The sequence below is a fragment of the Lysinibacillus sp. G4S2 genome (genome assembly GCF_030348505.1).
Taxonomy (GTDB): Bacteria; Bacillota; Bacilli; order Bacillales_A; family Planococcaceae; genus Lysinibacillus.
On record NZ_JAUCFJ010000002.1, the window covers coordinates 416095 to 428467 of the forward strand.

Annotated in this window: 11 protein-coding genes and 1 riboswitch; of the genes, 5 read left to right on the forward strand and 6 right to left on the reverse strand. The window is 38.1% G+C overall.

Going from position 1 to position 12373, the window contains the following annotated elements; all coding sequences use genetic code 11:
* Positions 1–51 precede the first annotated feature (51 nt).
* Positions 52–1743, forward strand: coding sequence for a hypothetical protein (locus QUF91_RS02395; protein WP_285397364.1), 1692 nt, complete (start codon positions 52–54; stop codon positions 1741–1743).
* A 57-nt stretch (positions 1744–1800) separates the two neighbouring features.
* Here QUF91_RS02395 and QUF91_RS02400 read toward each other — a convergent pair whose 3' ends face one another.
* Together QUF91_RS02400 and chrR are read right to left on the reverse strand one after the other, a co-directional pair.
* Positions 1801–2226, reverse strand: a complete 426-nt coding sequence (locus tag QUF91_RS02400) for a hypothetical protein (RefSeq protein ID WP_289416722.1) — start codon at positions 2224–2226, stop codon at positions 1801–1803.
* Between the two features lie 187 nt (positions 2227–2413).
* A complete protein-coding gene (gene chrR / locus QUF91_RS02405; RefSeq protein WP_285397366.1) occupies positions 2414–3145 on the reverse strand; it encodes a class II chromate reductase ChrR in 732 nt (243 codons plus the stop codon).
* Between the two features lie 283 nt (positions 3146–3428).
* Here chrR and QUF91_RS02410 point away from each other — a divergent pair, with 283 nt between their 5' ends.
* Positions 3429–4949: a succinyl-CoA:acetate CoA-transferase ScpC gene (locus QUF91_RS02410; protein WP_285397367.1), complete on the forward strand. Its 1521-nt coding sequence runs from the start codon at positions 3429–3431 to the stop codon at positions 4947–4949.
* A 144-nt stretch (positions 4950–5093) separates the two neighbouring features.
* Here QUF91_RS02410 and QUF91_RS02415 read toward each other — a convergent pair whose 3' ends face one another.
* The 3 genes from QUF91_RS02415 to QUF91_RS02425 form a co-directional block, all read right to left on the reverse strand.
* Positions 5094–5369 (reverse strand): hypothetical protein, encoded by a 276-nt coding sequence (locus tag QUF91_RS02415; RefSeq protein WP_289416723.1) that lies wholly within the window; start codon positions 5367–5369, stop codon positions 5094–5096.
* 64 nt (positions 5370–5433) lie between these two features.
* Positions 5434–6915, reverse strand: coding sequence for a DASS family sodium-coupled anion symporter (locus QUF91_RS02420; RefSeq protein ID WP_289416724.1), 1482 nt, complete (start codon positions 6913–6915; stop codon positions 5434–5436).
* 194 nt (positions 6916–7109) lie between these two features.
* Positions 7110–7742, reverse strand: a complete 633-nt coding sequence (locus tag QUF91_RS02425) for a glycerol-3-phosphate acyltransferase (protein ID WP_289416725.1) — start codon at positions 7740–7742, stop codon at positions 7110–7112.
* A gap of 372 nt (positions 7743–8114) precedes the next feature.
* Positions 8115–8228: riboswitch (SAM riboswitch) on the forward strand.
* Positions 8229–8344: 116 nt separating this feature from the next.
* On the opposite strand from QUF91_RS02425, the gene QUF91_RS02430 reads away from it, so the two are divergent.
* The 3 genes from QUF91_RS02430 to QUF91_RS02440 all read left to right on the forward strand — a co-directional run bounded on the left by QUF91_RS02430 (position 8345) and on the right by QUF91_RS02440 (position 11994).
* Positions 8345–9646: an O-acetylhomoserine aminocarboxypropyltransferase/cysteine synthase family protein gene (locus QUF91_RS02430; protein ID WP_289416726.1), complete on the forward strand. Its 1302-nt coding sequence runs from the start codon at positions 8345–8347 to the stop codon at positions 9644–9646.
* Positions 9647–9976: 330 nt separating this feature from the next.
* Positions 9977–10363: a hypothetical protein gene (locus tag QUF91_RS02435; protein ID WP_285397371.1), complete on the forward strand. Its 387-nt coding sequence runs from the start codon at positions 9977–9979 to the stop codon at positions 10361–10363.
* A gap of 644 nt (positions 10364–11007) precedes the next feature.
* Positions 11008–11994 carry a homoserine dehydrogenase gene (locus QUF91_RS02440; protein ID WP_285397372.1) on the forward strand — a complete coding sequence of 329 codons (987 nt, stop codon included), beginning with the start codon at positions 11008–11010 and terminating at the stop codon, positions 11992–11994.
* 55 nt (positions 11995–12049) lie between these two features.
* Here QUF91_RS02440 and QUF91_RS02445 read toward each other — a convergent pair whose 3' ends face one another.
* Positions 12050–12280: an excisionase family DNA-binding protein gene (locus QUF91_RS02445; RefSeq protein ID WP_289416727.1), complete on the reverse strand. Its 231-nt coding sequence runs from the start codon at positions 12278–12280 to the stop codon at positions 12050–12052.
* Positions 12281–12373: the final 93 nt, after the last annotated feature.

Genomic DNA, 12373 nt, shown 5'->3' on the forward strand with positions numbered 1-12373 from the left:
TGATATGTAGCCGTAAATAAGTAGACAGTCAGCTAAGAGAGGGTGAACGAAATGACCAAGCTAATAGTAGCTTCGGCAATTATTGGACTAATTGCGAGTGTTTTATTAACACCGCTTATAACGAAAAAGCGAGAAGACGGATCTAAAAAGGTAATTGGATACTTCTTTATAGGTGTATTTGTGCTAGGATTTTTAGCTACAGGTATAACAGTATATGTGACAAAAATGGACGTAAACTGGCTTGCTTTTTGGCCAGCTATTATTCTATTAACATTAGGTGGTGCGCTTCTTGCAAGTGGCATTGAGAGAAAAATAAAAGGTGTTTTATTTTTAGCTAGTTTAGGTATTGCAGTGTATGTATTATCAGCACCTTTATGGAATGCTAACGAAAAATTCAAATCAGCTGACATGAAGCAAGAGGTTGAAATAAAACCGTTTGATGAAACAAAAACGCCAGCTAGTGTGCCTCCTCAATTTGCGCGTAATAAGATGAAAAAAGCGTTCGGGCAAGTACCGAATACAAGTTATTATGAGTTAGGACGCCTACAAATTCAAAAAGTAAATGGCGAGTATGTTTATATAGCTCCAGTTGAGTTTTCAGGCTTTTTTAAATGGATGAATGGTGGGACGACACCTGGTTACTTTACCATGAGTGCAACGGATTCAGCGGATAATCCTAAATTTGTTGAGCAAGAAATGAAGTATGTTCCTTCTGCTTTCTTAAATGCAAATTTAGAGCGACATATACGTTTACAAAATCCTTACCTTATTTTTTACGGGGATGTACAGCTTGAAGTGGATGATGAAGGTAAGCCATATTACATCCAATCATACGGTGATTTTATTACAGGACGTAATGGCTTCGATGTAAAAGGGATAGTGCTTGTAGATGCGCTGACAGGAAAATCTGAGGTGATTAAGCTAGCAGATGTCCCAGAGTTTATTGACGGAGCAGTTTCGCCTGAGACAGTAAGTTTACAAAATAGCTATTTCGGTAATTATGTTCACGGATTTTGGAACAGTAGATTTGGTAAGAAAGATGTAAAACTTCCTTCTGATGAGGGAACAGAGTCAAATGTCAGCCCAATTTTTGACGAGAAAGGTGATATGTATTATTTCACAGACTTTACGAGTCCTAAAGAGGGTGTCGATTCGATGCTTGGCTATTCATTAACAAATGCTCGAACAGGTGAAGCAACCTATTATACAGGAAATTTAGATTCTTCTTATATGGATTCACAAGGTAATTTGCAAATAATTGAGAAGAAATTTATCGAGAAAAAATGGACTGGGAAAATGCCAGTATTGTATAACTTCTACGGTGAAGCTAGTTGGCTAACAGCGGTGCTTGATTCAAATGGTTTCTTACAAAATTATTTCATCGTGTCCGCGGCAAATCCTGAAATTTCCGTTTATGCGCCAACTCCTAAAGAGGCATTAAAATTGTATAAAACTGCCTTAAGTCGAGGTGGCAATACGGTTGAAGGCAGCTCACATGCCGAAGAAAAAAATGCAAGTGGAAAGGTGCTTCGCGTATACAAAGAACGTCTCGGCGACTTTACAGTTGCATCATTTTTACTAGATAACGGAGAAAACTATGTAGTAAGTTCAGAAACAGAACCACTTGCAATTTATTTACAAGAAGGAGATGATGTAATTCTCACTTATGGTGACACAGGAGAGCAGTTCTTACCAGTTCGATCACTGATTATTAAAGGATTACAAGTAGAAGAAAAAAGATAATCTAAATCTAAAACTAAAAGACGATCTAGTAGTACTGCGCTACGAAGATCGTCTTTTTTATGTTGGTTGAGATTCCATATAGTGAAACATTTTTTCCTGGTGATTAGTATAAAGTGTCTTTGCATGATCATTTAATTCAAATATTTCATGTATGTACCCTTGAAGTAATGTATGTTCATACTCAAAAGAATAAGAGTTTTCGTTGTCTAAAATATGCGCTAATAAAAGGGTATGTAACACAACCACCTCTAGATTTTGCGTATTTGTAATGAATTTTAAGTTGAGGATAGTAGTGTGGGCAACGAATTGATTGACATAATCAATAGCATTCTTATAAACAGTTAAGTCGATATGTGGCTCAAGTCGCTTTCTTAATAATGTGCAATCATTATTTAAATCTTGGATTTTAAAAAATAAACCTCTTACACTTCGCTTATGTTGTTGTTCTAAGATACGAGCAAGATGTTTATTGGCATAGGACATATTTGCATAGCTCCTTTTTATATTGGTATCATCTATTAATAGTAATAGAATTGCTGGAAAAAGAAAGTGTCTTTTCGTTTAATTTATACCTAAATTTAACATACGGCTAAAGACAAAAATACTAGAATGGGGGCGTATATGAAAAAAGTGAAGTTACTATCATACGATAGTAACTCCACACAGAAAATTATTTCCAATTGAAACCTTTTTTTGCTAAAAATTCATTGATATGAGGACGGCGTTGATCAATTAAAAAATCCGCCATTTGCTTAGTCCAGTTATCAATTTTTCGATTTGATGAACGATTATTGTAGTATGTTTCCATTGTGTCGTTGTAAGCCGGTAAAAGCTCCTCGTATTTTTCTGCATTATATTCATTTTCATGTAATACTGCTGCAACCGGTAAACGAGGTTTTACTTCATTGCGACGAGCAGGAACCCCAATTGTTAAGCCGAATAGCGGGAATACATAATCAGGTAGATTGAATAATTCGCTTATTTCCTCAGGCTTATTACGCACTCCGCCAATATAACAAATACCATATCCCATAGACTCTGCCGCAATGACAAAGTTTTGCGCGAATAATGATACATCAGCTACTCCAACAAGTACGTTTTCTGCCGAATCCGCCACGATGTCTACACCTTCTAATTTGCCTGCAGTTTGAAGACGTTTGAAATCTACACAGAAGACAAAGGCACCGCCAGAAGTTTCGTATTGACGGGGATTACCAGAGAGTAAACCTAATTTTTCCTTTTTCTCTTCATCTGTTACCCAAATAACACTGTAAGCTTGTACAAAATGTGATGTAGCAGCCATTTGTGCAGTGGCAATTAATTCTTCAATAATTTCTTTTGAAATTTGATTTCCATCATAAATACGAACCGAAGAGTGGTTACGTAATAATTGTTTAACCATCTAAAAAATCTCCTTTTCCCCTTATATATCAAGAGCATATCACGCTTTTTCTTCAAAATCGAATTTATTAGATGTTGAAATTATTTGTGAGAAAAGTGCGAATGCATAATATTTCTCGTAAAATTAAATATTTCATTTGATATAGATTAAAAATTCTAAATAATATAGAATTAAGTGTGAGTGGTTTATTTGTTTGGATTTACAATAAATGGATGTATATACCAAGTGGATTAAGCCTAGTAATCTAGTTGAACAAAAATAAAGTGGGATGGAGGAATAAGGGATGGAAGAAAAGTTAGCGAAAAAGCTTCGTAATGAACAGCTACGGAGTAAGGTTGTAACAGCAGAAGAAGCAGCATCTTGGATTGAGGATGGTATGATACTTGGGATGAGCGGATTTACACGTGCTGGTGACGTTAAAGTGGTCCCTCTGGCACTTGTAGAGAAAGCTAAAAAAGAGAGCTTCAAGGTAGATGTATATACAGGTGCTTCGCTAGGTCCTGAAGTTGACCAATACTTAGCAGAAGCTGGCGTTATTCGTAAACGCGGGCCTTTCCAAGCAGATGCCGGTATTCGTAATAAAATCAATAGAGGTGAAATTACATTCGTTGATGCGCACCTTTCACATAATGCGGAACTAGTACGCCAAGGTATTATTGGGCCTATTGATTTTGCGATTATTGAAGCGGCTGCCATTACAGAAGACGGCTTACTAATTCCTACAACTTCAGTTGGTAACTCTCCGATTTTTGTGCAAGAGGCAGACCAAATAATCATAGAGTTGAACATAGCTCAGCTTGATGCATTAGAGGGTGTGCACGATATTTTTGTACCAGGACCACAGGGGAAACGTGATCCAATTCAATTACAAGATGTATCGGATCGACTTGGCACAATTGGCATTCCACTAGACTTAGATAAAGTAAAAGGTATTGTTATTTCAGATATTTTAGATGCACCATCCACAATCGTTCCTGCTGATGAAGAAACAGATATTATGGCCAACCATTTATTAAATTTCTTACGTGAGGAAATAAAAGTAGGTCGTTTAACGACGAGCTTACGACCAATCCAATCAGGTGTAGGTTCAGTAGCAAATGCTGTATTATTAGGCTTTAAAGATTCTGAGTTTGAGAACTTGGAAGTATATTCAGAAGTACTACAAGATGCGGTATTTGAATTAATAGATGCAGGCAAGGTAAGCTTTGCATCTGCTACTTCTATTACTCTTTCCGAGGAAGTTGGAAACCGAGTTTATAGTAATTTTGAAAAATATGCAGATAAATTAGTATTACGTCCGCAAGAAATCTCTAACCAACCAGAAATCATTCGCCGACTCGGGTTAATTTCCGTTAATACGGCGCTTGAAGTAGATATTTACGGGAATGTGAATTCTACGCATGTTTCTGGCACAAGAATGATGAATGGAATCGGCGGTTCTGGAGACTTTGCGCGTAATGCACGATTAGGTATTTTCGTCACAAAATCTTACGCAAAAGGCGGAAATATTTCTAGTATCGTCCCAATGGTATCCCATGTAGACCATACAGAACATGATGTAGACGTAATCGTAACAGAGCAGGGAGTAGCAGACTTGCGTGGGCTTGCGCCAAAAGAACGGGTTGCGCTTATTATCGATAACTGTGCACACCCAGAATATCATGAACAATTATGGAAGTATTTTAACGATGCCAATGAAGCAACAGGTGGGCACCAAACGCCACACAATCTCGAAAAAGCACTTTCATGGCATGTAAATTACGCAAAAAATGGGACGATGAAGGACCCTGCATTGTCGAAATAATAAATTGAAGAAAGCCTTGAAGGACAGTTGACTTGTTCCTTCAAGGCTTTTTTTAGCTGTCAAAGTGATCGGGTGGACCGGCGAAGTGATCAGGTTGGCCAGCGAAGTGATCGGGTTGGCCCCCAAAGTGATCAGGTAAGCCGACTAAGTGATCGGGTAAGCCGACAAAGCGCTCGGGTTGGCCCCCGAAGTGATTGGGTAAGCAGTCAAAGTGATCAGGTAAGCCGAAAAAGTGATCGGGTAAGGCGTCAAAGTGATCGGGTAGGCCAGCAAAGTGATCAGGTAAGCCGAAAAAGTGATCGGGTAAGGCGTCAAAGTGATCGGGTAGGCCAGCAAAGTGATCAGGTAAGCCGAAAAAGTGATCGGGTTGGCCCCCAAAGTGATCGGGTAAGTCTCCAAAACGCTCAGGTAAGCCGACAAAACGTTCAGGTAAGCCCCGAAGTGATCAGGTGCCCACAGAAAAGTCTAGCTACAAATTTCCTTCTTACAATAATCCAATCCATTTCCAATACGTTGCGGAGAATAGCAGAACTAGGAGGTATCCAAAAATCGTTAATGGAATACCAGATTTTAAGAAATCCTTTGTTGTAAAAGCTCCTGTACCGTAGGCAAGCATATTTTGCGGTGCACTAATAGGTAAGAGGAAGCCGAAGCTAATAACGAATTGTTGCACGATAACGAATCCAACCTGATCGACATTGACCGTTAACGTTGAAGCTAAAACGATAAATACTGGCACAAGTGCAGATGCTAAACTTGTTGCACTCGCAAAGCCTAAGTGAATAAGAATATTAAATAAAGTAACAATTGCGATTGTTGCTAGAATTGGCATAGAATCTAAACCGAGTGAACCGAATACTTTATCAGATAACCATGATGCGCCTTGTGTATTAAGTAAAACCGTTCCTAGCATAATTCCTACTGCAAAGACGATAATTGTTCCCCAAGGAATATGCGGTTCAACTTCCTTCCAAGTATAGACCCCGATTTTTGGCATTAATAAAATGGCAATTGCAACGATTGTGACTGTTGTAGTGTCGAATGGATGAAGTTTTCCTTCAGTAGCCCAGAAAAATAGTAAAACTACCGATGTTATGATTAACCGAATTTCGGGAGCTTTTAATGGACCAAGATCCGCAAGCTGCTTTTTAATGACATCCTTACCACCTTCAATATTATTCGTTTCAGGCTTAATCAGTGTAATCATAATGAAAAATAGAGCCACTGACATGATGATTGAGAAGGGGGCAGCGTAAAGTAACCAAGCACCCCAAGAAATATCCACACCAAACTGTTCTTTGATGAAATTTAAAGCGACCATATTTTGAGCTGCCGCCGTTTTAATACCGATATTCCAAATGGAGACAGCTTGCACAGAGGTAATGACAAGTAAAGCAGCAAGGCGACTATCACGTGGTAAACCAAATGCTGCTACCATTCCTAGTAGTATTGGCACAACTGCGCCTGCACGTGCAGTAGCAGAAGGGACAAAGAATGCGAGTGCTATCGATACTAAAATAGCACCGCATACAATGGCTTTTGTTTTTGTCCCAACTAGTGAAAGTATCCATAGCGCAAGACGTTTATGTAAATTGGTAATTTGCATAGCTGCTGCTAGGAAAAGAGCTGCGGCTACTAGTGCAACTGCAGAATTGCTAAACCCGCTTAATGCCAATTTTAGCGCTTCTGATGTTCCAAGTTGTGTCGTTGGATCTTCCATTGACGGAGCTAGACCTAATAAAATTGTAACGAGTGCAATAATCATGGTAGAGCTAACGGGATAGGATACTGCTTCTGTAACCCAAAGGATGACTGCGAAAGCTAAGATGGCCAAGGCTCGTTGTCCAGCTATAGGTAAATCGCCGTTGTTAGGTAAAAAAGTAATGATAAACAGTGAAGCAAAGGCTAATCCAATCCAGAGCGGTTTCAAATTACGTTTCGGTTTTGCTTGTTCAGAAGTAGACATACTTTTTTCATCCTTTCTTCTATCAATAACTATTATTTTCCATAACATCGGCTAGTAATATACTTTTTTAAGAAAGTAATTTGTATATTTATTGTAAATAAAAATCTTATATGAAATACTCTCTAGTTATAGCAATAATAGGCGATTGCGAGAAAATATGTGGTCATAGAAAGGACGAAAACCCTAAAGTAATATTATTTCTTTTTCTTAAATGCAGAAGTCACTTTTGGCTCAGTTCCCTGAATTAAGCGTTTGATATTTTCGATATGCAAAATGATTGCTATGCTAAAAAGTAGTAGAGCTATAATCGTTGGGCCTACTCCAGGAATCCATAAATATGTTGCTGTACAAAAAACAAGATAAAATTCAAGTACACCGACAATTAAATAGTTCGTCACGAAAGAAAAAATAACAAATAAAATAAGTGCAAATAAACCAATTTTCCAATCAACTGCAAGTAATATTCCTATGATTGATGCAGTTCCTTTACCGCCATTGAAGCCCATGTGAAATGGAAAATTATGACCTAGGATGACACCAGCAGCTATAATATAGCTTAAGAACCAAACTTGTACTTCTGTTAAATGTGTTGCATCTGCTAGATAGAAATGGGCACCTATAATAGCTGCTACACCTTTACCGATATCGATAAGTGCAACTAATACGCCGTATTTCCATCCAAGGGAAAGTGTTGCATTGGAAGCACCTGCATTGCCATGCCCAGTCTTTTTTAAATCTACCCCGGATAAAAACTGCGCTACTTTAGAGCCGTGGATACAGCCAATTAAATAACCAACAAGTAGAAAAATGATAACGGCTTTTACCATAAAAGTCCTCCTTTCAAAATAAATAGGCTCATCACCATAACGTGGGATTGATTTCCGTGCCGGCTGGGCGCATTGTAGCTGACGCTTCGCTTTCGCACAGATAAACAATGCGTCCAGATTTTTGAATTGTGCCCGCACAATTCATTCCACTTTCAGGGGTGGGGCTCTTCTACTGAATGAAGATAAATGGCATACGTTTTAACAAATTTCATCCCAAACTTTTGGTGATAAACCAATAAATACTAAAATAGTGTATGCGTTCGTAATACGTATATAAGCAGACAGAAGTTTCGGAAAAAATAAAATTTTAGTGTTGACAGAAAAAAAGTCTATGTTTATACTGTGTAACAACGATGGAAATTGAATCTCATACTCTTATCAAGAGCGGCGGAGGGATAGGCCCTATGATGCCCGGCAACCAGTAAGTGACGAACTTGCTAAGGTGCTAATTCCTACAGATTCTTACTTGGATCTGGCAGATAAGGGGAGGAAAACTTGCAACCGCAACCCTCTTCTTACTGAAGAGGGTTTTTGTTTTCTACTGAAAAAATCCTCCTCATCTCCGGTACCATCGTAAAAAAATAACCATTTGGAGGTATATAATGACAAATTTTAAACCAGAAACATTGCTGTTACACGGTGGCCAGGAGCCAGACCCGGTAACAGGATCTCGTACAGTGCCCGTATATCGCTCAACGGCATTCGTTTTTAAAGACACTGCTCATGCGCAACGTCTTTTTGCCTTAGAGGAAGCTGGCAATATTTACACACGAATTACAAACCCAACTGTAGATGTTTTTGAAAAACGCGTCGCTTTATTAGAAGGCGGTACAGCAGCGGTAGCACTTTCATCTGGTGCAGCAGCTATTGCATTTTCAATTTTAAATCTTGCAGGGGCAGGGGATGAAATTGTCGCAGCTAGCTCTTTATATGGAGGTACTTATAACTTATTTGCCAATACACTACCAAACTACGGTATTAAAACGAATTTTGTAGATGAAACAAATCCAGAAAATTTCCGAGCAGCTATTACTGATAAAACAAAAGCGGTGTTCGCTGAAATTTACGGTAACCCAAGTTTAAAAGTGCTAGACATCGAAGCAGTAGCGAATATAGCACATGAAAACGGCTTACCATTAATTATTGATAGCACATTTGCTTCACCATATGGCTCTACACCAATTGACTACGGTGCAGATATCGTCGTTCATTCCGCAACAAAATGGATTGGCGGACATGGTACAACTTTAGGCGGCGTTGTAGTAGATGCAGGAAAGTTTGATTGGACTCGTGGACGTTTCCCAGGCTTTACTGAGCCAGATGCTTCTTATCACGGTTTGCGTTATGGTATTGACACAGCAGAGGCTGCATTTGCCACAAAACTGCGTGTACAATTACTACGCGACTTTGGACCAACGTTGAGTGCAGATGCAGCATTTAATTTATTACAAGGTTTAGAAACGCTTCATTTGCGTATTCCAAAACACAATGAAAATGCATTGGCAGTAGCTGAATATTTACGAAACCACCCATCTGTGGAATATGTAAATTACAATGGCTTAGAAGATTTTCCTACTCATGATTTAGCAAAAAAATATTTGAGAAATGGCTTCGGTTCAGTGCTTACATTCGGTATTAAAGGTGGACGTGAAGCAGGGCGTAAACTAATTGATAGTGTGAAATTATTCTCGCACGTAGCAAATGTAGGGGATGCCAAATCATTAATTATTCATCCGGCATCTACTACGCATCAGCAACTATCAGCTGAAGAGTTAATCCAAACTGGCGTAACCGAGTCGCTCATTCGCTTATCAATCGGTTTAGAGGCAGTAGAGGACATTATTGCAGATTTAGAACAAGCTATTGAACAAGTAACAGCTTCTCAACAAACAATAGAAGCTTAATGAAAATTGGCTAATGTTGTAGCGTTTACGTATTTTCTCATTCGATAGGCCTCATTTGGTAATACGTAAAACGTTGCGGCATCAACCGCTTGCCTCATTCGGTAAGATATTTGAAAATATTCACGAATAATACCTAGTAATTTTATAAGTATTATTGATTTATTTAAATCCTTGTATTATACTAGGAAATAAGTTAAACGTTCTAAAGGCTACCAACCTAGAACCAATTTGTTTTCAAAGTGCTCCCCCACTTTTGAATATATGAAGAGGGGTAGTTGCTCAGCCCGCAACTACTCTTAACTAAAAACTGATGATAAAGGAGTGTTTTCAATGGGAAATGTTTATAGTGCACAAAACATTGCATCTTATCTTATTTATGAGTTAAATGAAGGTCATGTGTTTGTGAACAACATGTCCATTCAAAACATACTTGCATCGGTTGATAGTAAATGGCAACAAACCTTTGGACATTCTGCTTTTCAGGAAATCATTTATGCCAAAGAAGAAGATTATACAGTAAAAGAAGTTTTCGAAGCTTATAAAAGCTATGGAGCAAGTCATATACCTCTACCTGCGACAGAGTATTACTTAAAATACGGTACATTCCAATTAGTTGAACGTACGTATGCAATACCAAATCTTACGCAAGAAGAAATAGGACTAGTACAACAAGCATTAACAAAATATCGTTATAAATTGCTAGCAAAAGCTAGTTAATTATCCCTCATATAATTTGTGCTCATTCTCTGCTGCTACAGGGAATGAGCTTTTTTAAAAAGTGAAGAGATAGACTGGCATACCTTTTAAATATTTTTAGTACTATATTTCAAAAGAACACTTCTTTTGGATGTCTTAACATACATATATATAATAGAAGAAAGGCATTCATTTTTTAACTTCTATCAGCGGGTGTCACGGAAGCGGGAATCGTCATTTTTTGTTCAAATATTATAGAACTACTGAAAAATCATATGATAAAAGGGATGAAAACGATTTCTTTTGCACGTCTAGGGAAAACAAATGTCCATCCTAGAAAGATTTTTCTTGTGCAATGTATGTATTTGCGTTACAATTTTCTTTAAGTTGAATTTTGAATTATTTGAATTTGTTTGTGTTTCACATATTTTTTAACTTCTTTCAGCAAATATTTTTTGTACCGGAAGCGTCAGCTATAAAGAACTTCCACAGATGGTGAGAGCGAAAATACCACGACTAAATATATGACTGAAAATGAAGTATTAGAAATACGGCAATCTGACCTGCTTTGTAAAGTCGGCGCACAATTCAAAATCTGTACGAAATAAGCTAAGGCGAAATAAATTTAATGAAACTGCGGAATGTAAGTTGGAGGGAATACAGGAATGGCAACTATAAAGGCAGCTATATTAGGATTTGGAACGGTAGGTCAAGGAATTTACCATATATTAAACGAAAAGCGTGAAGAGCTTAAAAATAAATTAGGAATTGAGCTGGAAGTAGCGAAAATTTTAGTGACAGACGCTAGCCGTGAACGTGTACCGGGTACAGCGCATTTAATGACAACTAGTATGGATGAAGTCGTAGCAGAACCGGGTATGCAAGTTGTTTTTGAGGCGATCGTGAATGAGGAACCAGCATTTACTTACTTAAAGCGCGCTGTTGAACATAAATGTCATGTCATCACGGCTAACAAAGTAATGTTTGCAAAGCGAGGCTTAGAGCTGCAGGAACTTGCCAAAGCAAACGGTGTTTTTGTAGGCTTTGAGGCAACAACAGCTGGTGGTGTGCCTGTTATTAAAACGATGAAAAACATTTTGCTTGTCAATGATGTTAGTCGTATTCAGGGCGTTTTAAATGGCACATCCAACTATATTTTAACGAAGATGCGTTCTCAAGGCTGGTCGTTCGAAAGAGCTTTAAAAGAGGCACAAAATTTAGGGTATGCAGAGGCAGATCCATATAATGATATATCAGGCCAGGATGCCTTTAAAAAATTAATGATTTTAAGTGCTTTGGCATTTGGTGAACAACCAGATTGGGCAGATGTAGAAGTGATTGGGATTGATAGTATTTCAGCAGAGCAAGTGAAAGAAGCGTGTGAAAGGGGCTTGCGTTACCGCCACGTTGCTGAGGTTGAGAAGCTGGCTGATGGTAAAGTCTTCGCAAAAGTTGGTCCACAATTAGTGGATAAAGAACACCCACTTTATCCAGTTGATGACGTCAATAATGCTGTAGCGTTGGATACAAATTATATTGGCACATTAACGCTTATTGGACCTGGAGCAGGTATGTATCCAACAGCGAGTGTGATGGTTGAGGATTATGCGGAAATTATCGGTAAGCGAGCTGGATTTGTAGTAACAATATAATAGGTGAAGAACGTATAGATGCCTATCATTCATTTGTTTGAATGATAGGCATTTTTTAATCCTCATCTTTAACATCAATATCCTCGGGAATAGGTGTATTACGCCAAATTTCGATTTCCTCTTTAATGCGATCTAACTGCTCAAAGTATGTGCTGAACTGTCCGCTATTAATCAGTATTTGGTCCCCATCATACACTGAGCGGATACGTCCCTCATAAACTAGGCGCAGTATTTGATCCTCTGGCACACCAAGTTCAATGGCTGTTTCTTCAATTGTTTTATACATAATTTTCGCTCCTTTTGTTGTTTTTATTATAACGTCCCTTTAAAAGAAAGAAAAAGAAATATGGTAATTGTTTGATATTGGATAAATCTGTAT

What these genes read in the sequence shown, in the direction of transcription:
- QUF91_RS02445 (WP_289416727.1), bottom strand. Translation starts at nt 12,280, where the DNA reads ATGTATAAAACAATTGAAGAAACAGCCATTGAACTTGGTGTGCCAGAG.
- QUF91_RS02435 (WP_285397371.1), top strand. Translation starts at nt 9,977, where the DNA reads ATGGGAAATGTTTATAGTGCACAAAACATTGCATCTTATCTTATTTAT.
- QUF91_RS02430 (WP_289416726.1), top strand. Translation starts at nt 8,345, where the DNA reads ATGACAAATTTTAAACCAGAAACATTGCTGTTACACGGTGGCCAGGAG.
- QUF91_RS02410 (WP_285397367.1), top strand. Translation starts at nt 3,429, where the DNA reads ATGGAAGAAAAGTTAGCGAAAAAGCTTCGTAATGAACAGCTACGGAGT.
- QUF91_RS02400 (WP_289416722.1), bottom strand. Translation starts at nt 2,226, where the DNA reads ATGTCCTATGCCAATAAACATCTTGCTCGTATCTTAGAACAACAACAT.
- QUF91_RS02420 (WP_289416724.1), bottom strand. Translation starts at nt 6,915, where the DNA reads ATGTCTACTTCTGAACAAGCAAAACCGAAACGTAATTTGAAACCGCTC.
- QUF91_RS02425 (WP_289416725.1), bottom strand. Translation starts at nt 7,742, where the DNA reads ATGGTAAAAGCCGTTATCATTTTTCTACTTGTTGGTTATTTAATTGGC.
- QUF91_RS02440 (WP_285397372.1), top strand. Translation starts at nt 11,008, where the DNA reads ATGGCAACTATAAAGGCAGCTATATTAGGATTTGGAACGGTAGGTCAA.
- QUF91_RS02395 (WP_285397364.1), top strand. Translation starts at nt 52, where the DNA reads ATGACCAAGCTAATAGTAGCTTCGGCAATTATTGGACTAATTGCGAGT.
- chrR (WP_285397366.1), bottom strand. Translation starts at nt 3,145, where the DNA reads ATGGTTAAACAATTATTACGTAACCACTCTTCGGTTCGTATTTATGAT.